Annotated in this window: 18 protein-coding genes and 3 tRNA genes; 16 read left to right on the top strand and 5 right to left on the bottom strand. The window is 60.8% G+C overall.

Annotation, left to right across the window (positions count from 1 at the left end; all coding sequences use genetic code 11):
- The first annotated feature begins 17 nt into the window (after positions 1-17).
- A tRNA-Val gene (locus HLH29_RS00425) sits at positions 18-92 on the top strand.
- A 112-nt stretch (positions 93-204) separates the two neighbouring features.
- Here the strand turns inward: HLH29_RS00425 and HLH29_RS00420 are convergent.
- A complete protein-coding gene (locus HLH29_RS00420; protein ID WP_182964037.1) occupies positions 205-369 on the bottom strand; it encodes a hypothetical protein in 165 nt (54 codons plus the stop codon).
- A 12-nt stretch (positions 370-381) separates the two neighbouring features.
- Here HLH29_RS00420 and HLH29_RS00415 point away from each other — a divergent pair, with 12 nt between their 5' ends.
- Positions 382-738 (top strand): YidB family protein, encoded by a 357-nt coding sequence (locus HLH29_RS00415; RefSeq protein ID WP_182964036.1) that lies wholly within the window; start codon positions 382-384, stop codon positions 736-738.
- Between the two features lie 55 nt (positions 739-793).
- Here HLH29_RS00415 and HLH29_RS00410 read toward each other — a convergent pair whose 3' ends face one another.
- Positions 794-1612, bottom strand: coding sequence for an N-formylglutamate amidohydrolase (locus HLH29_RS00410; protein WP_338030141.1), 819 nt, complete (start codon positions 1610-1612; stop codon positions 794-796).
- 249 nt (positions 1613-1861) lie between these two features.
- Between HLH29_RS00410 and HLH29_RS00405 the strand changes: the two genes are divergently transcribed.
- Positions 1862-1936: transfer RNA gene (locus HLH29_RS00405), tRNA-Val, on the top strand.
- Positions 1937-2035: 99 nt separating this feature from the next.
- Here the strand turns inward: HLH29_RS00405 and ruvX are convergent.
- Positions 2036-2515: a Holliday junction resolvase RuvX gene (gene ruvX, locus HLH29_RS00400; RefSeq protein WP_182964035.1), complete on the bottom strand. Its 480-nt coding sequence runs from the start codon at positions 2513-2515 to the stop codon at positions 2036-2038.
- Positions 2516-2591: 76 nt separating this feature from the next.
- Here ruvX and gatC point away from each other — a divergent pair, with 76 nt between their 5' ends.
- The 13 genes from gatC to HLH29_RS00335 all read left to right on the top strand — a co-directional run bounded on the left by gatC (position 2592) and on the right by HLH29_RS00335 (position 16201).
- Positions 2592-2879 carry an Asp-tRNA(Asn)/Glu-tRNA(Gln) amidotransferase subunit GatC gene (gene gatC, locus HLH29_RS00395; protein ID WP_182964034.1) on the top strand — a complete coding sequence of 96 codons (288 nt, stop codon included), beginning with the start codon at positions 2592-2594 and terminating at the stop codon, positions 2877-2879.
- Complete coding sequence (gene gatA / locus HLH29_RS00390; RefSeq protein WP_182964207.1) at positions 2879-4363, top strand: Asp-tRNA(Asn)/Glu-tRNA(Gln) amidotransferase subunit GatA; 1485 nt, start codon at positions 2879-2881, stop codon at positions 4361-4363. The genes gatC and gatA overlap by 1 nt, the downstream gene beginning before the upstream one ends.
- Positions 4363-5811 carry an Asp-tRNA(Asn)/Glu-tRNA(Gln) amidotransferase subunit GatB gene (gatB, locus tag HLH29_RS00385; protein WP_182964033.1) on the top strand — a complete coding sequence of 483 codons (1449 nt, stop codon included), beginning with the start codon at positions 4363-4365 and terminating at the stop codon, positions 5809-5811. Before gatA ends, gatB begins: the two co-directional genes overlap by 1 nt.
- A gap of 95 nt (positions 5812-5906) precedes the next feature.
- Positions 5907-5999: transfer RNA gene (locus HLH29_RS00380), tRNA-Ser, on the top strand.
- Between the two features lie 137 nt (positions 6000-6136).
- Positions 6137-7348, top strand: coding sequence for a tyrosine-type recombinase/integrase (locus tag HLH29_RS00375; RefSeq protein ID WP_182964032.1), 1212 nt, complete (start codon positions 6137-6139; stop codon positions 7346-7348).
- Positions 7314-8261: a hypothetical protein gene (locus HLH29_RS00370; RefSeq protein WP_246373529.1), complete on the top strand. Its 948-nt coding sequence runs from the start codon at positions 7314-7316 to the stop codon at positions 8259-8261. The genes HLH29_RS00375 and HLH29_RS00370 overlap by 35 nt, the downstream gene beginning before the upstream one ends.
- Positions 8262-8361: 100 nt before the next feature.
- Positions 8362-8568: a helix-turn-helix transcriptional regulator gene (locus HLH29_RS00365; protein WP_182964031.1), complete on the top strand. Its 207-nt coding sequence runs from the start codon at positions 8362-8364 to the stop codon at positions 8566-8568.
- Between the two features lie 116 nt (positions 8569-8684).
- A complete protein-coding gene (locus HLH29_RS00360) occupies positions 8685-9194 on the top strand; it encodes a hypothetical protein (protein WP_182964030.1) in 510 nt (169 codons plus the stop codon).
- Between the two features lie 207 nt (positions 9195-9401).
- Positions 9402-9767 (top strand): hypothetical protein, encoded by a 366-nt coding sequence (locus tag HLH29_RS19515; RefSeq protein ID WP_246373527.1) that lies wholly within the window; start codon positions 9402-9404, stop codon positions 9765-9767.
- Positions 9764-11653 (top strand): type IV secretion system DNA-binding domain-containing protein, encoded by a 1890-nt coding sequence (locus HLH29_RS00350; protein ID WP_182964028.1) that lies wholly within the window; start codon positions 9764-9766, stop codon positions 11651-11653. The genes HLH29_RS19515 and HLH29_RS00350 overlap by 4 nt, the downstream gene beginning before the upstream one ends.
- Positions 11653-14412, top strand: coding sequence for a MobF family relaxase (mobF, locus tag HLH29_RS00345; protein ID WP_182964027.1), 2760 nt, complete (start codon positions 11653-11655; stop codon positions 14410-14412). The genes HLH29_RS00350 and mobF overlap by 1 nt, the downstream gene beginning before the upstream one ends.
- A gap of 275 nt (positions 14413-14687) precedes the next feature.
- Positions 14688-15266 carry a DUF6932 family protein gene (locus HLH29_RS00340; protein ID WP_182964026.1) on the top strand — a complete coding sequence of 193 codons (579 nt, stop codon included), beginning with the start codon at positions 14688-14690 and terminating at the stop codon, positions 15264-15266.
- Positions 15260-16201 (top strand): hypothetical protein, encoded by a 942-nt coding sequence (locus HLH29_RS00335; protein WP_182964025.1) that lies wholly within the window; start codon positions 15260-15262, stop codon positions 16199-16201. The genes HLH29_RS00340 and HLH29_RS00335 overlap by 7 nt, the downstream gene beginning before the upstream one ends.
- Positions 16202-16385: 184 nt before the next feature.
- Here the strand turns inward: HLH29_RS00335 and HLH29_RS00330 are convergent, their stop codons facing one another.
- Entirely contained in the window at positions 16386-18452 is a 2067-nt protein-coding gene (locus HLH29_RS00330) for a 3'-5' exonuclease (protein WP_182964024.1), read from the bottom strand.
- Positions 18449-21469 carry a site-specific DNA-methyltransferase gene (locus HLH29_RS00325; protein WP_220791309.1) on the bottom strand — a complete coding sequence of 1007 codons (3021 nt, stop codon included), beginning with the start codon at positions 21467-21469 and terminating at the stop codon, positions 18449-18451. The genes HLH29_RS00330 and HLH29_RS00325 overlap by 4 nt, the downstream gene beginning before the upstream one ends.
- Positions 21470-21473: the final 4 nt, after the last annotated feature.

Here is a 21473-nt window from a genome sequence, read left to right as displayed (position 1 = left end):
CCCCACCGGGCACGGATGGGTGCGTAGCTCAGCGGTAGAGCATCGCCTTCACACGGCGGGGGTCACAGGTTCAATCCCTGTCGCACCCACCATCCGACCGGGAAAATCCCGTTTAAATCCCGTCTTTTTTGTCGGATGCCGTTGGGCCGTTGCAGCGCAACCGGTCTCGGTTCGCGCGTGTTCGGTCGCGATTTTCCTTGACACTTAAAAGTGATTTGAGCCATCAGAATCACGTTGCAGCATTTCGTTTGAACGGCTGCTTCTTGGACGTTTCCTCCCTAAACTTGGCGGTGCTTCGGCACCGTCTTTTTTTTGTCCGAGCACCTTGGCCGATCCCTCGCGATCGGCGCTTACTGAAGCAATCAGCATTGAAGGTGGATCATGGCGGGATTCTTTGACGGACTGGTGAACAAGCTGACGGAGCTGGCGGACAGCACGGGCCTGACCGACACGGTACATCAGCATCTGGCCGACCTGACCTCGCCCAGCGGCATTTCGACCTTGCTCGCCCAGGCCGAGCAGGCAGGGCTGGGGGACAAGGTCCGGTCGTGGATCGGCAATGGTCAGAACCTGCCGGTTTCTCCGGACGAGCTGCGTTCGATTCTCTCGAACCAGCAGGTGCAGGCTCTGGTCGACAAGACGGGGCTGCCGGCGGCGACGATCCTGCCGGCACTGGCGCAGTTTCTGCCGGCGGCGGTGGACCATCAGACGCCGGGCGGTGCATCTCCGGCAGCCTGATAAAGGAGCGCCTGAAAAGTCGTTCTGCCGGGCATGCGGACGCGCATTTGCCGTGTCAGCATGCCCGGATTCCGGAGGGGCGGGCCAGGTTGGTGGCAATGTCGGCCAGCGCGCGCAGCAGGGCGGTCATGACGGTGCGGATATCGCCGAATCCGGCGTTCGGCGTCAGCTTGTTCTCATCCATATAGAGTGCGCGGCTGATTTCGATCTGCAACGCGTGCCGTCCCGTGGCCGGCCTGCCGTAATGGCGGGTGACATATCCCCCGGCATAGGGGGCGTTGCGGTTGGTCCTGAACCCATAGGATCGCAGACAGGCCTCGGCCGCCTCGGTGATGTCAGGCGCGCAGGACGATCCCCACGCATCTCCCAGCACGAAATCGGGCATGTCGTAGGCCCGCAATCCGGCACCGGGCATTGAATGGCAATCGATCAGCACGCAGACCCCGTGTGCTGCGATCTGGGATTCGATCAGTGCCGACAGGGCGTTGTGATAGGGGCGCCAGAAGCGGGCGATTCGGTCCGTGGCCTCGCGGAGCGGCAGGCGGGTGCGGTAGATCGGGGTGCCTGATGCCGAAATGCGGGGAATGACGCCCAGGCCGGCACGCACCCTTGGGGTGATGCTCGTAAGGTCTGCGGGCGGGGACTCGGTGAACATCGTGGGGTCGAGTTCGTCCGAATCGCGATTCGCGTCGCAATAGATGCGCGGAAAGGTGGCGTGGAGCATATGCGCGCCCACTACCGGTGCACCGGTCAGCAGGGCATCGACGCAAAAATCCTCGCTACGGCGCAGGGCCGGGCGGTCCAGCCGCGACAGTGCGAGGAATTCCTGCGGGTATTCATGTCCCGAATGGGGCGAGGCGACGACCAGCGGCACGTCGGCAACCGTGGGCGGCACCACCCTGAATGGGAGAGGTGTGGCCGTGGGTGGGTCCGATCCAGGATTTGACCCGGGGGCCACCCGCGATTCCATTTGCATCACGTAGGGTTATCCGGCGCGAAGGGAAGGATATTATCCTTGTTTTTTAGCGTATTGCTGGAAACGGTCACCGGCTCGTCATTTTTTCCGTACGGATGGGTTGCGCAATGCCGGTTGCCCGGCTAGAAGCCTGTTCACCGAACGGATGGGCGCATAGCTCAGCGGTAGAGCACTACCTTGACATGGTAGGGGTCACAGGTTCAATCCCTGTTGCGCCCACCATCCTTCGGGCTCCCTTTCTTGCAATCGCTAAAGACGATTTGAAAAAACGATCCGCCGGGCGAGCGTGCCGTGAAGCGGCCCGCCAGGCAGGCCGATTGTTCAGACGGTTTCCGGCCGTGTGGCCGAGGCGTCCAGCGCTGCCTGGAGCATGTAGGCAGCGGCCAGCTTGTCCACCAGTTCGGCACGGCGTTGTCGGGTGAGGTCGGCATCCTGGATCAGCATGCGGTTGACGGCGCTGGAGGACAGGCGTTCGTCCCACATCGCGGCGGGCAGGCCGACCAGTTCCGACAGGTTCAGCATCCAGTCATGGGCCGCCTGTGCGGCCGGACCGAAGCTGCCATCCATCGATAGCGGCAGGCCGCAGACCAGACCCCCGACCTCCTCGCGTGCTGCGATCCGGCCGATTTCGGCGGCGATGGCGGACAGTTTGCCGCGTTTCAGCGCGCCGTAGGACGAGGCCAGCATCAATAGCGGGTCCGACAGGGCGAGGCCGATCGTCTTCTGGCCGGGATCGATGCCCAGCAGGCGTTGGCCGCGACCCAGATGGGTACGGATCTGGTGCATGTTGAACAGGGGCATGGTCTGGGTCTATGGTCCGCGCGGTATCCTGACCGGCAGGATATTCCCCCCAGATGATAATGGAAAGTTGTGCTTCATGTCGCTTGACCCCGCGACGGTCCGACGTATCGCCAGATTGGCACGGATCGGTATCGACGAATCCGACCTGCCCGCCCTTCAGCGGGAACTGAACGGCATTCTCGGCTGGATCGAGCAATTGAACGAAGTCGATATCGACAATGTCGAACCGATGGTCGGCACCGGGCATGCCGCGCTGCGCATGCGCGAGGATGTGGTGACCGATGGCGACGCGCGCGAGGCCGTGCTGTCGAATGCCCCCGATACGGCGGGGCCGTACTATACCGTGCCGAAGGTGGTGGAATGATGCTGACCGAACTCACGATCGCCGCGGCCCAGGGGGGGCTGCGTCGCCGCGAATTCTCCGCCGAGGAACTGGTGGGCGCCCATGTTGCCGCCATCGACCGGCTGAATGGCCGGCTGAATGCCTTTATCACCGTGACGTCGGAGCAGGCGCTGGACGCCGCACGGCGTGCCGATGCGATTCTGGCCGGTGGCGGGGATGTGCCGGCGCTGACCGGGATTCCGCTGGGGATCAAGGATCTGTTCTGCACCGACGGCGTGCGGACCACGGCTGCCAGCCGGATGCTGGAAGATTTCGTCCCGCCCTATGAAAGCACGGTGACGGCGAACCTGCTGGCCGACGGCGCGGTTTTTGTCGGCAAGACCAATCTGGACGAGTTCGCCATGGGCTCGGCCAACATCACCTCGGCCTTCGGTTCGGTGGAAAATCCGTGGAAGCGGGCTGGGGATGCGGAGACCGTGCTGGTTCCCGGCGGGTCGTCCGGCGGATCGGCGGCGGCGGTGGCCGCGCGGCTGGCCATGGGCGCGACCGGTACCGACACGGGCGGGTCGATCCGCCAGCCTGCCTCCTATTGCGGTATCGCGGGGATCAAGCCGACCTATGGGCGGTGCAGCCGCTGGGGGACGATTGCCTTCGCCAGCTCGCTGGATCAGGCCGGGCCGATGGCGCGCACGGTCGAGGATTGTGCCATCCTGCTGCAATCGATGGCGGGCTTCGACACGCGCGACAGCACCAGCGTGGATATCGCGGTGCCGGATTACCGCGCCGCCTGCGGCCGGTCGCTGAAGGGCATGAAGGTGGGTATTCCCGCCGAATACCGGGTAGCCGGCATGCCCGCTGAAATCGAGGCGGCGTGGGAGCAGGGTATTGCCTGGCTGCGCGACGCGGGATGCGAGATTGTCGAGGTTTCGCTGCCCTACACGAAATATGGTCTGGCGACCTATTATATCGTCGCGCCTGCGGAATGTTCGTCGAACCTCGCGCGCTATGACGGCGTGCGCTTCGGCCGCCGGGTTCCCGGTGCGTCGCTGGACGAGCTGTATGAAGCGACCCGGCGGGAAGGGTTCGGGGCCGAGGTTCGGCGCCGTATCCTGATGGGGACCTATGTGCTGTCGGCCGGCTATTACGACGCTTATTACCTGCGGGCGCAGAAGGTGCGGAACCTGATCCGCAAGGATTTCGAGAACGCGTTCCAGACGGTAGACGTGCTGCTGACGCCGACCGCGCCGTCGCCCGCCTTCGCGCAGGGCGAGAAGATGGATGATCCGGTGCAGATGTATCTGAACGACGTGTTTACCGTGCCGGCCAGCATGGCCGGCGTGCCTGCCATGTCGGTTCCCGCCGGGCTGAGCCAGTCGGGCCTGCCGTTGGGCCTGCAGGTGATCGGCCGTTCGTTCGACGAGGAATCGGTTTTCGCGGCGGCCAGTGCCCTGGAGCGGGCGGCGGGCTTCACGCATCGTCCGGCCGTGCGCGCGGAGGTGGTGTGATGACCTATCTGATCGAAGGGCGCGACGGCCCGTGGGAACTGGTGGTGGGGCTGGAAGTCCATGCCCAGGTCATCAGCCAGTCCAAGCTGTTCTCCGGTGCCTCGGCTTCCTATGGTGGTGAGCCGAACACGCATGTCAGCCTGGTCGATGCCGGGTTTCCGGGCATGCTGCCGGTCATCAACCGTGAATGCGTGGCGCAGGCCGTGCGTACCGGTCTGGGGCTGAAGGCGCGGGTGAATCTGGAAAGCCGGTTCGACCGCAAGAATTATTTCTACGCGGATCTGCCGACGGGCTACCAGATCAGCCAGTTCACGCATCCGATTATCGGCGAGGGCGCGATTGAGATCGAACTGGCCGATGGTTCGACCCGCATGATCGGCATCACCCGCCTGCATCTGGAACAGGATGCCGGCAAGTCGATGCATGATCAGGACCCGGCGCGCTCGTTCATCGACCTGAACCGGGCGGGTGTGGCGCTGATGGAAATCGTCAGTGAGCCGGATATCCGCACGCCGGAGGAAGCCGGAGCCTATCTGCGCAAGCTGCGCATGATCCTGCGCTATCTGGGCACCTGTGACGGCAATATGGAAGAAGGCTCGATGCGTGCCGACGTGAACGTGTCGGTCCGCAAGGCCGGCGAGCCGTTCCGTACGCGCTGCGAGATCAAGAACGTCAATTCGATCCGCTATGTCATGCAGGCGATCGAGGTCGAGGCCGTGCGGCAGGTGGAGATCTGGGAAGGCGGTGGCTCGGTCGATCAGGAAACGCGCCTGTTCGACCCGGCGCGTTCCGAGACCCGGTCGTTGCGCAGCAAGGAAGATGCGCATGATTACCGCTATTTCCCCGATCCGGACCTGCTGCCGCTGGTGATCGAGGAGGCGTGGGTGCAGGATCTGGCCGCGCATCTGCCGGAACTGCCGGATGCGAAGTGCCAGCGTTTCCAGGACGAGTATGGCATCCCGCGCTATGATGCCGGCGTGCTGGTGGCCGAACAGGCGACCGCCGATTTCTATGAGACGGTGGCGCGCGGCCGCGATCCGCGCCTGGCGGCGAACTGGGTGATCGGCGATTTCTTCGCGGCGCTCAACCGTACCGGCCGCACGATCCAGGACAGCCCGATCAGCGCTGACGCGCTGGGCGGCATGCTGGACCTGATCACCGACGGCACGATCAATGGCAAGATCGCCAAGGACGTGTTCGAGGAAATGCTGGAGAGCGGCGAATCGGCGGCGGAGATCGTCGAGCGCAAGGGGCTGCGGCAGGTGACCGACACCGGTGCGATCGACGCCGCCGTGCAGGCGGTGCTGGACAAGAACCCTGACAAGCTTGCGGAGTATCGCAGCGGCAAGGACAAGCTGTTCGGCTTCTTCGTCGGTCAGGTCATGAAGGCGATGGCTGGCAAGGGCAATCCGGCGCTGGTGAACGAAGCCCTGAAGAAAGTGCTGTAATCGCTGGAGAGGTAGCGGTTTGGGGTTTGACGGCGCTGCGGTGACGGTCTACAAGCAGCGCTGCAAACGCCGTGTTAACAAACACGCTCCTCGGCGGAGGGGTGGCCGAGTGGCTGAAGGCGGCGGTTTGCTAAACCGTTGTACGGTGTCAAGCCGTACCGTGGGTTCGAATCCCATCCCCTCCGCCAATTCCCCTTTTTATTCAATGTTATAGCCTGCCAAAAATGGCGGAATTCTGCGGGATTCACGCCATTTCGTGTTGCATGCCGATGCACGGAATTGCATCCTATCCCACATCTCGCGTGGTAAGAAGTGTGGGATAAAAATGGGGCGTCTTTCCGCAACAACCGTGAAGGCCATCAGGGAGCCGGGTCGCTATGGCGACGGCGACGGGCTCTATCTCGTCATCAGCCCACGGGGTGGCAAATCCTGGGTCTGCCGGGTCCAGAAAAACGGCAAGCGGCGTGACATCGGCCTCGGCAGCGCCAAGAAGGTGTCCTTGGCTGTGGCTCGCGAGCGGGCCGCCAAGGCGCGGATGCAGGTCGAGGTCGGCCTCGATCCCGTGGCCGAGCGCCGCAAGGAGGCGGGCATCCCGTCCTTCCGTGAGGCCGCCCTTGAGGTCTATGGCCAGAACAAAGCGACCTGGAAGAACAAGAAGCACCGAGCCCAATGGCTGAAGACCCTTGAGACCTATGCGTTCCCGCTGATCGGTGACGTCTCGATCGCTGACCTCGACGGCCATCATGTTCGCGAAGCGATCGCCCCGATCTGGCTCAACAAGCCCGAGACCGCCCGCCGGGTTCGGCAGCGGATCAGCAGCGTCACGGACTGGGCGATCGGCAAAGGCTATCGCGCGCTTCCCCTGCCGCTGGCGGCAATGGACAAATCCCTTCCCAAGACGAAGAGCAAGGCCGTCCATCACACAGCGTTGCCCTACGCCGAGGTGCCGGCTTTCCTCACTTATCTCCGATCCGGCGATTCGATCGGGCGCCTCGCTCTGACGGCTCTTATCCTGACTGCCGCACGCTCGGGGGAGATCAGGAGCGCCTCATGGGATGAAATCGACTTCGAGAACAAGCTCTGGACGATCCCCGCCGAGCGAATGAAAGCCGGTCGGGAGCATGTCATCCCTCTCTCGTCGCAGGCGTGTCACGTCTTCAAGCTTGCCCAGGGCTATCGCGAGGCGCGAAGCCAACTTGTGTTTCCTGGCCAGCGCGGGGGCAAGCCGTTGTCCGATATGACACTGACCAAGATTTGCCGTGATGCGCGAATCGCAGCGGTTCCTCATGGCTTTCGTTCATCGTTCCGCGATTGGGTCGCCGAGGAAACCGAGTTCGACGGCGATATCGCCGAGATGGCGCTTGCCCATACGATCGGCAACAAGGTCGAGGCCGCCTATCGGCGTGGTAATCTTCTGGAAAAACGGCGTATTTTGATGGAAGCTTGGGGAGCTTATTGCTGCCCAGAGAAATGCCGAGACGAGGGGAATGAAAGCAGTCCGATTGAGCTTGCTCGCGGCCCAGAGGCTGAACCCTGATAATCTGGAAGGAGGCTATCAGTTAGTCGAGCAGGCGATTGTCGATCTGAAGAAAAAATCTGATAGGGCGTTCAGCTTCTTCATCGCGTTATTAGTTGTATCTTTCATTATGAGCTTGACCTCTGGCATTCTTTTATTTTCATTTATTTTTCAGAATCCAAATTCTCCTGCCTATATCACGTATCTCATTTTCTTTTTGACCAGTTTTTTCGTCATGGTATTTTCGGCGACTAGCATCAGATGGTTTCAGACTAGAAAATTTTTGTTCGTCAAAACGCCCTACGATGTCGTGCTGCCGGCAGAATTGGAGTTGCTTATGTCGGACCTGCGCAGCGGGCGGCTTTCCGCCTATACGAGCGCTGGCTATGGCAACACGGTCCTGAGTGCCGTGCAGGCGCCCGATGGTGTCCTGCTGGATGGACGGATTTCGCCCGAGACCTTTTCCAACCGCTACTCCCCATTGCTCCTCTCCCGCCAGGCAAAATTCTGGGGGCTGTTCTGGCTCTCCTTCCGCAGGTCGTTCACCCGTCCGATCTATGTGGTGCCCGATACCGTGCCGGATGGTGACGAGGCGCCGTGCCTCAACACCGATCCGCGCTTCCGTTGGCTGGTCGGAGGCACGATGCAGGAGTTCATGGCCTATCTCGACGCCTTTCTCCGCGAGAATATCTCTCCAGACGATCAGCCGTGGTATCGGACGGCGTTTACCGTTGCCCGGCGTGAAATGCGAAAAGGCGCTCAACACGGGGCTCTGGCTGCCGCGATCAAGGTCATCAAGCAGGAACTCGTGGTTTCGCTGGGCAGCGACCTGGGTCCGCAAGGTGGCGATTCGACCTCATCGCTCAAGGCGCTTTTGAGCGGCAGGCAGGGGCGAAAAGATATCAAGGGATATTTCGACCCCAGAGGCTCCTGATCGGTCCTTATTGCATCGGATAACGTTGGCTAACGGGCTTTTTTCACCGATTTGAAGCGGTTTAGCGTCCACGGCACGCCATCAAACAGGATGCCGTCCGATGGACCAGAATGCCGCCTTCACCCTACTGCTGACGATTGACGATGTGATGCGCGTGACCGGTTATAAGAGTCGGTCGAGCATTTATCGCCTGGTGCGCCAGAAGCGCTGCCCGCCGCCCGTGGTGATCGGTGGTGGGCGCGTCCGCTGGCGCGCAGGCGAGATCGAACATTGGCTCCAGGGCCTCCCGATCCAGACTTACATCTGACCGCAGGCGCGGTGCGGCCCCAGCCATTTGGGGGCGGTCCACGCCGCGCCTGCTCCCGGACCTCCCCCGACAATCCCGTTTCGTCGTGTTTCGCGTGATTCACGAAAGGATACCCCATGCCCATCGTCCGCGCCATGCTGGACTGGCTTCGCCTTGGCAACCGGGTCACGCTGCGTTTTCGCGTACCTCCCCGGATTGCTCGCGAAGCCCTCCCGCTGATCGAGAAACTACTCGCTGATACCCCGGACGGCGAGACCTACCGCTTCGCCATCGGCTTCTGGCGTCATGCCGAACGACCGCCGCTTACGGTCTACCGGGGGGATAGTTCGACCTGTCGGATCGACGGCCCATTGCAGGCGGCGGCGCGCACCTACTTTCCTCTCGGCGGCCTGATCGAGACGCCATATGTGACAGCCCACCTTACGCCCTTCGAGGCCCAGGCGCTGGACATGCGCATCCGGGATGCGATCGAGCATGTGATCCGCGCCTGGACCGCCGAGCACGAGCTTGACGATTTGCCTCCCGTCGATCCCCTTTTCGACCGCCAGACAGCGGATCGCGAGGCTCTGGCCCTGATCGCCCATTGGGCTGCCCAGCATCGCCGGGAGGGCGCGGACCATGCGTGATCCATGCCGGTTTTTCCACGTGAGCAGCCGCCCCGATGCTACGCATCGGGCCACAGAAAGAAGAACACACCTCACGCACTGGCCTGCGGCGGTTTCCAGCCGTTTTCCGAGGGTGCGGTCCGGGTGCGTCTGCCTTCGCGGTGCGAGGCATGGCGGATTCCCGCCCTTTTGCGCGCGTGCGGATCGGGTGCGGCAGGAGGGGCGGCCATGAGGCACGTCCAGCATTCCGTCCGCCTGCCGATCGCGCTGGATCGGACACTCCGGCAGCTTGCTACCCGGCGCGAGATGACCGCGTATGCCCTGTTGCAGGACTGCGTCCGCACTGGCCTCGCGGCCATGACGCAGGAGAGCGCAACGGGACCAATCCCCGCCGAACTGGCCGAGGAACTGGGACAGGTCGGCGCACGGATCGTCCATGTCGAGCGCCTGACTGAGCGCGCGCTGTACGTATCCTGCGCCGCCTATGTCTTCGCCCGTGCCGCAGCACCCACCCGCATCGACGAGACCCGTCTTACCGACGATATCAATGCAGCCTTTCAGCGCCAGCTCGCCCTAGCGGGAGACACCCCATGACCAGTGATCTCGACCAGCAGGCGCATGCCGGCGCCCTGCGCGCCATCCGCCGCGCCCAGAGCGGCGCACGCTTCCGCGCCGCCGTTCTCGTGACCAGCCTCGGCCTTCTGGTCGGCGGCGGCCTGGCGGCGGTCGCCACCACATCGCCCGAGGAATTGACCGTGGCCGGACAGTTCCTCCTTACCGAGGCCCAACGTCCCATTCTGGCCATAAGCCATAGGGACGTGCCGATCACCGTCATTCTCGATGGCCGACGCTATGAGACCGGCGCTTACGAGCTGCTGGGCAGCGAGGACGTCCAGCGTCGCGTCCTTGCCCTGATCGAACGCACCGCCCTGGGTGGTCTGGCCGGCATGGGGCTGGGGATCGGTGCCTTTGCCCTGACCGCCGGTCGGCGGCGGCGTAAACGCGCGCAGGAATTGGCCGACCGCACCATCGCCGGCAGTCGGGTCGTCTCTGAAACCGCCCTGGCGGCGGCCACGGAGGATGCGGACGATCCCGCGCCCCTGCGGCTCGGCAGTGTCACCCTGCCGCGCGCGATCGAGACCCGCCATCTGGCGATGATCGGCACCACGGGCGCAGGCAAGACCACCGCCCTGCGCCAGCTTCTCGACGTGATCGAAGCCCGTGGCGAGGCAGCACTCGTTTATGACACCTCGGGGGATTTCGTCGCCCAGTATTACAATCCTGTCCGGGGCGACATCCTGCTCAATCCTTTCGATGCGCGGGGCGTCTACTGGAACCCGTTCGACGAAATCCGCCATCCCGCCGACGCCGCGCGGATCGCCCGCTATCTGATCAGCGAGACAGGAGACCGGGACCGCGATGTCTGGCTGGAAACGGCCCGTATCCTCGTGGCCAACATCCTGCGTGAACTCTGGGAAGAAAAACGCGGCACACCGGCGCGGCTACTCGATACGCTGCAATATATGTCCAGTGCGGACATGGAGCGATGGCTGGCCCATACCTCCTCGGCGCGGACGTTCGCCCAGGACGCCGAGCGCGCCACGGCCAGCGTGCTGTTCATGCTCGCCAGGGCGGCCAACCTGCTCATGTTCCTGCGCGCCGAACCGGCACAAGGCGGCGAAGGCTTTTCCTTCGCCCGCTTCTTCGCCGGGTTCGACAACCACACGGGCCGTCACCCGTGGATTTTCGTGCCACGCAAGGAGGACCATTTCGAGGCCATCAAACCCCTAATGGCGCTGTGGCTGGAATGCGCGGCCTCGGCGACGCTTGGCTTGCCGCCCTCCGATCGCCGCCGGATGTGGTTCCTGCTCGACGAGTTCCCGGACCTGCCGCGCGTGGACAACATGACCCGCCTGCTGCCGCAGGGGCGCAAGTTCGGCGCGGCCGTGATCCTGACCTTCCAGACCATCGACCAGATGCGCAGCCGGTACGGGGAAAAGGACGCCGAAACGGTGCTGGGAAGCTGCAACACCAAGCTCTTCCTTCAGCTCGCCGATGTCGAAAGCCGGGAGTGGGCGTCGAAGACGATCGGTCAGGCCGAGGTCGAAATCCAGACCCTTTCGGCCAATCTCGATCCCAAGACGCGCAAGCCACAGATCACGGTCGGCACACGACGCGAGGTCCGCCCGGCCGTGATGGAAAGTGCTTTGCGTCTGCCGCCCGGCTGGGCCTATCTCCTGTTGCCCGACGGATTGCCGGTGGCTCCGATCACGCTTACCAACGCGCATATCATCGCGCGGGGTGCGGCCGGAACGCCGGCATTCGAGCCGATCGGCCTGGATCAGACATTGTGGAAACAGACGCGGCCGGACGAGCCGAAGGCCGGAAAGGAGAAGAAGGAGGACAAGCCCACCGGTGAGGCTCCGGCATCGAACCGCCCCGCCCGACGTAACCCGGCCTCCAAACCCGGCCCGGTCTGATGGTCGCCACCCTGTCAGCCCTGACCAACGCAGCCCAGGCGGCGAGCTACTACGAAGCCGACGATTATTACGCCGAGGGTGGCCTCGCCCCCTCCGAATGGCAGGGCAAAGGGGCGGAGGCGCTGAAGTTGCAGGATGCGGTCGAACACGACCAGTTCTCCCGGCTTCTGGAAGGTCGGGTCGCGGATCAGCAGCTTGGCGCGACGCGGGAGGGCGAGATCGCGCACCGGCCGGGCTGGGATTTGACCTTCAGCGCCCCGAAATCGGTGTCGATCCTGGCCGAGGTGGCAGGGGACCGCCGCCTGGTCGAGGCGCATGAGCGCGCGGTCAGGACCGCCCTGGGACTGGCCGAAACCCATTTCGCCGCGACGCGCATCCGCGAGGATGGAGAGGTCCGGCGTGAGACGACGGGGAATCTGGTCATCGCCACTTTCCGCCACGGCACCAGCCGCGCGCTCGATCCTCAGCTTCACAGCCATAACATCATTCTCAACATGACCCAGGATGACGGCGGGCAATGGCGAAGCCTGGAACCCCGCGCCTTCTATCAATTGCAAAAGCAGTTGGGCGCGATCTACCGCCAGGAACTGGCGGGCGAGGTCCAGCGTCTGGGCTATGCGATCGTCAGGGGCAAGGACTCCGGCTTCGAGATCGCGGGACTCGACGCGGCGACCTTGGAGGCGTTCAGCCAGCGATCCCAGGCGATCGAGGCGCATCTCAGCGAGCGCGGGACCAGCCGGGAAGAGGCGAGCGCCGCCGAGAAGCAGATGGCGGCACTCGATACCAGACAGGCCAAGGAGGCTGTGCCCCATGCCGATCTGGTCCGGGAGTGGCGCGCGGTGGCGGGCTCCGCCGGCTGGAATGAGCAGGCCCGGCGCGAGATAGTCGCACGGGCCGAGGCGCGTGCCCGGACGCAGGACGCCGCCCAGGACGTGGAAAGCCCTTTCGTCCGTGAATGTGCTGCCGATCGGGCGGTCGCGCGTGGCGCGTCGATGCTCGGCGAACGGCAATCGGTCTTCGCCACAGCCGCGCTGCACGAGGCGGCGGGGCGTTTCGCCTTCGGCGAGGTCGGTCATGCCGAGATCGGTGCCGCCATCCTGCGGGCGCAGAAGTCCGGCGCGCTGGAAGCCCGCTCGTTCGTCGATCACCGGGGCGCGGCCTTCGAGGGTCTAACCACGGCCGCCAATATCGCCGATGAGGCCACCTTGCTGCGCCTTGAAGAGAACGGGCGGAACCAGGCCGAGCCGATCCTGGCGTCCGTGGCGGCCGCGCGTGCCGTGGCCCAGACAGAACGGCGGGCGGAATCGCAGGGTCACGCATGGAACGAGGAGCAGCGCGCGGCGACGACGCAGATTCTCGCCAGTCGCAACCGGATCGTTGCCTTGCAGGGCGCGGCCGGCACCGCCAAGACCTCGACCGTGCTGGCGACTGTCGCGGAGGAAGCCCAAGCGCAGGGTCTTCGCGTCACGGCATTGGCTCCGACCGCCTCGGCGGCCCAGGTGCTGGGCGACGCGCTCGGCAGTCGCGCCGACACACTCGCGCGTCATCTTCTGGCACCCGGCAAACCGACCGCCGCCGATCAACTCTGGATCGTGGACGAGGCGTCGCTGGTGTCGGCTCGCGATACCGCGAAGCTGCTGGCTCTGGCGGAAACCCATCGAGCGCGCGTGTTGTTGGTCGGCGATACGGCGCAACTTGGGTCGATCGAGGCCGGAGCGGCCTTCGGGCAGCTTCAACAGGCGGGCATGGAAACCGCCCATCTCACCAAGATTCTGCGCCAGACCAACGAGCAGGCGCGCGCAGCGGTGGATGCCAGCCTTACAGGCGATGCGAAGAAAGCCCTGGCGGCCCTTGATTCGGGTGGAGGGCATATCGTCGAGCATGAGGGGCGAGAGGCACGGTTCGAGCAGATGGCGCGGGATTTCGCAGCGCTGGACGGGAAAGCCCGCAAGCGCGCCCTGGTCATCGAGCCGTCGCGGGACGGGCGCGACATCCTGACCGGAAAAATCCGCGAAAAGCTGGCCGGGGCGGGTGCGCTGCGTGGGCCAGCGGTCGAAATGTCGCGTCTCGTGACCAGAGACATGACCCGCACCGAGGCGAAGGAGGCGAGTAGTTACGCGATCGGCGATGTCGTCCGCTTTACGAAGGATTATGCCGACAAGGGCGTGTCCCGGCGGGATGCCTATACCGTGGCCGGCATCGACACGGAAAAGGCGGCCGTGACCCTGGCGGCGAGCGACGGGCGACGCGTAGACTGGCGCCTGCGGCAATGGGGCGCCACGCAATCCCAGGTGTTCACCGCCGAGCCGATCGAACTCCGTGCCGGTGATTGCGTGCAGTTCACCCGTAACGATCGGGCAGCGGGGCGGGTCAACGGCCAGCAAGGAGAAGTTGTCACCGTCGATCCTGCAACGCGAACGGTCACGCTCCGTATGGCCAATCGCCGGATCGAGCATCTGACGCCGAATGATCCACGCGACCGTCATATCGCCCATGCTTGGGTCGCCACGGCTTTCGCGGCGCAGGGGCGCACCGCCGATCGTGTTCTGGTCCATGCTGACAGCACGGCCAGCCAGCTTGTGGATCAGAAGAGTTTCTATGTGGCTCTCTCGCGCGCCAAGGAAGGCGTTGCCCTCTATACCAACGACCGCGCCAAGCTCGTCGCAGCTATTCATGAGCGGTCAGGTATGAAGCAAACTGCCCTTTTTCATGCCGCCTTACCAACGCAGGCGATAGGGAAGACTATGGGACTGGATTAGAATGGCTGTATGGGGAAGTTGTTCCAGTCTGAATTTCCGGCGTGGCAGGGATTACTGATATAAAAATTCGGGGATAGATTTCGAAGACGGCCGTAGGCGCGCATATCCTCAAATTACATGAGTGACGCGGGCAAACATGATATGCAGCCGCAGTTGTACCGTCCCAACTCTGCAACTCTGCCACACGGTGCCTCTTGGCATTCTTGCGCGAACCGTGGATAAATCAGCGAATAGACGAAGGGAGATATTTGCGGGATGCGAAAGGCTGCTGCTGGATGATCCCACCTTTCAACGAAGGAGGTGTTCTACCCCCTTTTATTGGGGAGGATGCTACCGGCGAACGTCAATTGCCCCGCTCGCCGTACCCTTCAACAATGCTATCCCTTGTCGATCGATTCGCATCCTCCAGGGAACGTGTTGTCATCCTGCGCGGTCTTATGGATTTGCGGGCGAGTTTGCGGGCTGCCGGATTGACTGAGGGCCTTCAGTGGATCGACGGTAGTTTTGTTGAAGATTGCGAGACAGCAAGGAGGCGTCCCCCAGGAGACGTCGACGTAGTCAACTTGGTTCGTCGTCCTGCTACACTGACCGATGACACTGATTGGGCTGGTTTCCTGAACGACAATTCAGATTTGATCAATACTAGTTTGATAAAGTCTAGATTTCACTGCGATGCATACTTTGTCGATTTAGACATAGACCCGATATGCGTTGCGCAGCAAGTCGCATACTGGTTCGGCTTATTTTCTCATCAACGGGATACCTTTCGATGGAAAGGGCTGGTCCAGTTGGAGTTAATGGAGGACGATGGAGCCGCCAAAGCGGCCTTGGAAGCTAAGGAGCGCACATGGTGACGAAGCTTCACCTCGATGCCCTACGTAGCGATATCGCAAGTGTGCAGGCGATGTTGGCGCGCTCCCGCGGCCGCGACCCGATGGGCGAGATGAGCCTGCGCGCTCGTCTCCAGGGTCTGGAAGCGCAACTAAGTGCATTCGAGCAGGAAAGGGGGACCAAGGCCAATGTGGCGTTGGTTTTTGATGGGAACCCCGTGCGGGGATCGTCGGCTATAGACGCTAATTTCGCTGGTCAGGCACTGCAAGACTACCAAGATCTAATAACCCGCCAGATGGCATCAGTTTCCAATGTCGATCTTGGTGTACGTGGCCAGATTCCGATGCCGATCAAACAGCAGTCCCGCATGAACATTACGGCACTCGTCCATGGTTCTTTCGGCTTTATGCTGGAAGAGAACGATGATGGTCAGCAGGCACTTCTGGAAACGCCGACCCGCGCAGCAGTGCGGTTAGTAACAAATCTTCTCAAAGGTGCCGCAGCGGCAGACGAACGTTGGTTTGAAGATCAGCTTCCAGAGATCGACGTGCGGCTCTTCGCCAGCCTGCGGAATTTTATCTCCACCCTTCATAAGGCGGGCTCGACCCTTAAGCTGTCGGAGAAAGAGCGTGATCTGCGTTTAACGCCTGAAGACGTCGAACGCGCATATGAGCGTACGTCGCAAGTCGAGGTCGAAGAAGTTGAGAATAGTATTGTGGGAGAATTGCTTGGAATTGTGCCGATAGCTCGGCGCTTCGAATTTAGGACTTCTAATGGTGAGATAATCAGTGGGAGGGTGGCAGGAAGCCTAAGCGCCGATTACTTGGAACGTTTGGAACGGGAGGAGCTCATAGGTGGCAAGGGGTGGCGAGCTTTGATCCGCACTAAGACTGTATCGCGTCCGGATGGCAGGCATAGCTCGATCAGCCACATCCTCGTTGACTTATTTCCAACATAATAGCCTCTACGAAGATAGTTCAATTGACGAGAGAAAAACTCATTCGGACGTCCAACTCCTAGTCCGAACGCTGTCGCGTCGATGCCAACGCTATCAGTGTATGGCAACTTGACACTGACTGGCCGTCCCGGATCGAATTATCTCAGCGAAACACGCTGAAATCACAACAAGTAAGGATCAGTACCTATCTGCCCTCGATTCCAAAATCACACAAAAACTCTGACCCCGGTACAAGCCCCGATATCCAGAGCGAATCTCGCGCCCGCGTGCAGGCCACATAAAGAAGGTGGCGCTCAGTGGCGTAAACTTCTTCGAGTTCACCTTCATCTGCGACCTGCTCGACCCGCTCCTGGAGTGGGATAACCTCGTCGTCACATGCCATGACCACAACAACCCGGAATTCCAGTCCTTTTGCCAGATGCATAGGCAAGATGGAAACGGAACCGGGCGTGAGGACGAGTGTGTCGTCCAACACTATAGCCGTTATGCTGGCTGCACGAACGGCAGCCTTCGCCCGGTTGATCTCGGATCGGGAGCGAACAAGAACAGCGATCTCCTCCGGCAGGCAGCCTTCTTTCATGCGCTCGGCAATCCAGCGTCCCGCCTCGGCCTCTTCTGTCTTAGCATCATCAAACAATTCAACAATCGGCGTTGGCCCATCGAACAGAGAGACCGTCTCGGCCCGTTCGTCCGCAATACCGTCAGCATCCGAGACGGATCGGGAGAGGAGCCGGTCTGCGTGCGTCCGGATCTGATGCGAGGTGCGATAGTTGATCTTCAAGGTGAACGACCGGCCGCGAACATCAATCCCCATTGCCTTCCATGAAAAAGGCTGCTGGAAAATCCGCTGGCCAAGATCGCCTGCAAAGAACAGACCGTTTTCTTTTCCAATAGCAAGGGCGGAAAGGAAACGCGCTTCGGCGATATCCAGGTCCTGCGCCTCATCCACGATGACAAAACCATAAGGAGGCGCCAGTCGTCCTTCCTGCAATGCGTCGGTCAGAGCCAGAAACACATCTGCCATGGTCATCAGACCGTCTTGGGCAAGTGACTTCCGTAACGCTTCAAAGTACGTCCAGAGAGATGCGCGCTGCTTTTCACCCAGGCGGGCCTTGCGTCCCAGGCGTGATGCTGTGCGATAGGTTTCCCAATCACGGATCTGGCGCGCATCTGCGACGTCACTCCATTCCCCGAACAGAAAGGATAGCGAAAACCGCCTGTCCGCTGCATCATTCGCGATTTGTGTCAGCCGCTCCTGAATATCGGCTGAAGATGCAATGAGCGGCTTTTTCCCCGTCAGGGTCGTATAAAGCCCCAACCCCGTTTGCATCAGACAACTTACGTCAATCCGGGAGGCGAGCGAACTGTCGTCCGAAACTAACAGTGACATCCGTGTCGCCAGCGCACGTGCCAACGGACCGGAAAAGGTTGTGAGCAGGGCGCGTTCGTTCGGATGAACCCGTGCCAGATGCACAGCGCGATGTAGAGCAACGATCGTCTTTCCGGTTCCGGCGGAACCCATCACTCGCGCAGGCCCAGAGAATGACCGCTCCACCAGTACCTGCTGTGCAGGGTGAAGAAAAATGGCCCATTTGTCCCATGGGTAATCCAACGCGCGGCGCAGTTCCTCCACTCCATGCAGCACGCGGAAACGACGCTGAGCATCGGGATGAGCGAAGCCCTGAACCTCTTTTTCGATCCGTGCCGGAGCTGGCTTTTCCCCTACTGCCAATGCCATCAATGCCTCTGCCGCCTCGCCGGGTAAGTGAGGGAGCAGATCGAGCAGCGCATCTTCGTCGGTGACGGCCAGAACATCTGCCAGCCAATCCGCTGGCACTCCGAAGGAAAGTAGTTCCGCCTCTGTGCGTCCTGCGAACAGTCGCTTCTCTCGAAGCACCGGAACTGGCAATTCTTCAACCCGTTCGCGGATTTCCACCATCTGCATCGCGCCGGTCGCGGGATGAACCTCAATCCGCCGTCTCTCGGCCCAACGATAGGCGTCGTCGTGATGGTCTACCCAGACAAGCATCAAACTGCTCGCCATGCGATGCACGATCAGGCGGATATCCCTGTTTACCCGGACAGACCAGAAATGCGGGTCTTTCGCGTGGTCAATACGATGGAAGCTCAGTCCCTTGCCGGTCGGGTTCAGTTGTAGATCCAGCGCCGTGATCTTCGCCGCTTTCTGCTCCTGCCCCGAAAGCCGCGTGAGGCTCGCGGTGAACGTGTCGGCAATGCGGAACTCGGTCATGAGATATCAAACACCTTCATCACCTCATCGCCAAACTGGTTGATGACCTTCACGGCTATTCGTCCGGTCTCGGGTTTCGGGAACGGACGAGAGACCTCGCTGTTCAGACTAGTCCAGGCTTCTTCGTCAATTTCCGCTTTCAGTGTCGTCTTCAGCGCCTTGTAAGGATCGTTTGCGCCGAGGAAGTAAGCATGACGCACGAAGAAGCTTTCCTCGTTATAATCCGTGTCGATCATCCAAAGGGCAATATCCTCTGGCCCACCCGACACAACCTCACCCGTCGAAGGCTTGAACACATCCACGCCATGGATGCGGACACGGATTTCTCCATCTTCCGTTCGTTCAATGCCAATATCAGGCTCACCAAACACGACAAACAGGTTACCGCTTGATTTCAGGTCCGTCTGCATATGCAGGTCCGGGTTCATCCGCGCGCGCAAGACTTTCAGCCGCCCAAGGTTGTTGAACTCGGACGCATTGGCTTCGTACGCAAATGCACAGGAGATCAGCACATCAAACCCGGCATCTCCGGCCTCACGGGCTGCTGCGGTCAGGTCAGGCTTTGTTACCGTGCCAAATTCCGGACCGATCAATATACCTGCGCGCCGCTCGGTTTCGCCCTCCATGAAGCGGCCTTCAGCACACAGCATCTTGCCCGGCCAGACATCAAGCGACGTAAAGGTGATCCGCTCACGCTTGTCGCCCTGCTGTACACCGGCTTCGCGCAGGGTGGTCAGGATCATGGTGACGAAATCACGCACGGATGGATCGCGCGAGGGCGCCGTCGGCTTGCCGGGATCGAAGAACTGATCGTCCGTGCCAACCGCCAGCATCCGGTGAGGCGAGAGGGACTCAACAGTGAACGGTCCGCTTACACGCACCTTCGAGCGGTCTTCATAGGGCTTGTCGTAGAGATACTCGGTGTCGGCCTTGGCCGCGATGGAGGCGTCGATCTCCTTCTGACGGGCAATGCGCTGCTCCCACCATGCTTCGTGCATTTTCCGTGCAGATTCGGGCCAGTCTGCGTCCGCCTCGCGAGGGACTTCCCACTCCTCCCAATGCTGGCCAAGTGTTTTATTAAGCTTTGCCCGTAGAGGCTCCAGTCGCGACTGGAAATCCTCCCAGATCACGTCGATTTCGGTATTGTTGGCGATGGATTTCAGAGTGATATGCGGTACGCGCTCATAGACAAAACCGTGCTTGATGTTGCCGTGCGTCAGATGTGACTTCGGAACGGACCGTGTGATTTCCGCCTCCTTGCGCTGCCCTCTCGAACTGTCGGCAAGAAGATAATAAGGATAGCGCGCGCCCATCAGACGTGAGCGGGCAAGCGCAAGCGCTACGCGTGACGTGTCGACAGTAATCCAGCGCCGCCCCCACTGCTCGGCGACATAAGCCGTAGTGCCGGAACCGCAAGTGGGGTCTAATACAAGGTCACCGGGATCGGTAGCCATTAGAAGGCAGCGTTCAACGACTTTTCTTGATGTTTCGACAACATAAATTTTATCAGCAGATGGGGCTGTGTTGGCCCAAATATTGTGCAAAGGCGAAACTGGATAATCGTCGAAATAGAGCCGATACCGTATTGTTCGCCCGTCTGAGTAAGGCTCCAGCCGATCGGCCATTTCTAATCGGTTCATCCCGGTTATCGGGGTTTTCCACGATCTTCCTTTTGGAGGAGTATAAATGTTCCCTTTGAACTTGAAGTCATACAAACCCGTAGCAAACATGCCGGCCGGATACATGGCCGATAACTGATATACCTTCGCGTTAGGTGGAAGATTTTTAGTCCCATCAATTTCCTCCCGCTTTAGGGAAAAAGATTCTCCAGACGGAAGGCTGTAGCGATTCCAATGCGAATCCCCTTTTATATCAGTTACATCAAATAAACGTCTAAATTTCAGGCTATTTATATTTTTCGCATAGAAAATTATATAGTCGAATATACCCTCTATATACCTTCCTCCGAGTGTCATATTCTTTTTTCTAAAGCAAATTTGTTCTACAAAATTGGTCTCACCGAAAACCTCATCGAGAAGTGCCCTGATACGATGGGGATTCTCACTGCCGATCTGAACGAAAATACTTCCGCTTTCAGTCAATAAATCTCGCGCGGTGGTCAGTCGATCGCGCAGATAGGTAAGATAGGAGTGAATTCCATCTCGCCATGTATCGCGAAATGCCTTCACCTGTTCTGGCTCGCGCGTCACCTGATCCAGTTTGCCGTCCTTCACGTCACGCGAGGTCGTGCTCCACTGGAAATTTGAATTGAACTTGATCCCGTAAGGTGGATCGAAATAGATACACTGAACCTTGCCACGAAGTCCTTCGCGCTCGGTAAGGCTAGCCATCACCTGTAGGCTATCACCAAGGATCATACGGTTCGACCAGTGCTGGTCGTGACGGTAGAATTCTGTTTTTGCCTGACTGTCCGGCAGGCCGTTAAAATCCCCGAACAGATCAGGGGCATCATCCTCAACGCGTGCTCGGCTTTGCCGTTTGAGATCTTCGATCAGAGCCTGCGGATGGACTTTCTCCTGAATATACAGGGGTGGCGCGGACACACTGAGAGCTGCTCGGTCCTGTTCATCTTTCCCGCGCCAGACAAGTTGCGGGTCGAGGTCGGGGTTGCGGGGATAGAGCAGCGTTTTCGGCTTGCGATCCTCCGCCTCCATGATGGATTCAAACTCGGCTGTCGGGATGTTCCGCCGTGTGGCTTCATCGTGACGATAGCTGCTTATGGCATGCGTTTTTGTTTTTGCTCCTTTTGTCGAGGGCTTTGCCTTTGCTTGAGGCGTCGCAGCCGTATTTGGGTCAACGACAGAGGCTCCGGCAAGGCGCACGGAGCCTCCCCGTCCCCGTCCGTTCGCAATCGTCCCGTCAGCAAGTAGTGCGTCTTTGACGCCTCTATAGTCACTCTCGTCCCAGCCCAGTCTTTCGCGAAGAGTACCGTTACCGGCTGATCCACCTTCAGCACGAAGGGCTTCAAGGAATTCGTTTTTCCGTGTGTCGGTCATCGTC

The sequence above is a fragment of the Gluconacetobacter tumulicola genome (genome assembly GCF_014174215.1).
Taxonomy (GTDB): Bacteria; Pseudomonadota; Alphaproteobacteria; order Acetobacterales; family Acetobacteraceae; genus Gluconacetobacter; species Gluconacetobacter tumulicola.
Note: the sequence above shows the minus strand (reverse complement) of the source record. Positions and strands in the feature narration are given on the sequence as shown.

Coding starts and splice junctions, on each gene's coding strand:
- ruvX (WP_182964035.1), bottom strand. CDS start 2,515: ATGCCCCTGTTCAACATGCACCAGATCCGTACCCATCTGGGTCGCGGC.
- gatC (WP_182964034.1), top strand. CDS start 2,592: ATGTCGCTTGACCCCGCGACGGTCCGACGTATCGCCAGATTGGCACGG.
- HLH29_RS00415 (WP_182964036.1), top strand. CDS start 382: ATGGCGGGATTCTTTGACGGACTGGTGAACAAGCTGACGGAGCTGGCG.
- gatB (WP_182964033.1), top strand. CDS start 4,363: ATGACCTATCTGATCGAAGGGCGCGACGGCCCGTGGGAACTGGTGGTG.
- HLH29_RS00375 (WP_182964032.1), top strand. CDS start 6,137: ATGGGGCGTCTTTCCGCAACAACCGTGAAGGCCATCAGGGAGCCGGGT.
- HLH29_RS19515 (WP_246373527.1), top strand. CDS start 9,402: ATGAGGCACGTCCAGCATTCCGTCCGCCTGCCGATCGCGCTGGATCGG.
- HLH29_RS00350 (WP_182964028.1), top strand. CDS start 9,764: ATGACCAGTGATCTCGACCAGCAGGCGCATGCCGGCGCCCTGCGCGCC.
- HLH29_RS00335 (WP_182964025.1), top strand. CDS start 15,260: ATGGTGACGAAGCTTCACCTCGATGCCCTACGTAGCGATATCGCAAGT.
- HLH29_RS00365 (WP_182964031.1), top strand. CDS start 8,362: ATGGACCAGAATGCCGCCTTCACCCTACTGCTGACGATTGACGATGTG.
- HLH29_RS00325 (WP_220791309.1), bottom strand. CDS start 21,469: ATGACCGACACACGGAAAAACGAATTCCTTGAAGCCCTTCGTGCTGAA.
- gatA (WP_182964207.1), top strand. CDS start 2,879: ATGCTGACCGAACTCACGATCGCCGCGGCCCAGGGGGGGCTGCGTCGC.
- HLH29_RS00330 (WP_182964024.1), bottom strand. CDS start 18,452: ATGACCGAGTTCCGCATTGCCGACACGTTCACCGCGAGCCTCACGCGG.
- HLH29_RS00420 (WP_182964037.1), bottom strand. CDS start 369: ATGCTGATTGCTTCAGTAAGCGCCGATCGCGAGGGATCGGCCAAGGTG.
- mobF (WP_182964027.1), top strand. CDS start 11,653: ATGGTCGCCACCCTGTCAGCCCTGACCAACGCAGCCCAGGCGGCGAGC.
- HLH29_RS00340 (WP_182964026.1), top strand. CDS start 14,688: ATGATCCCACCTTTCAACGAAGGAGGTGTTCTACCCCCTTTTATTGGG.
- HLH29_RS00360 (WP_182964030.1), top strand. CDS start 8,685: ATGCCCATCGTCCGCGCCATGCTGGACTGGCTTCGCCTTGGCAACCGG.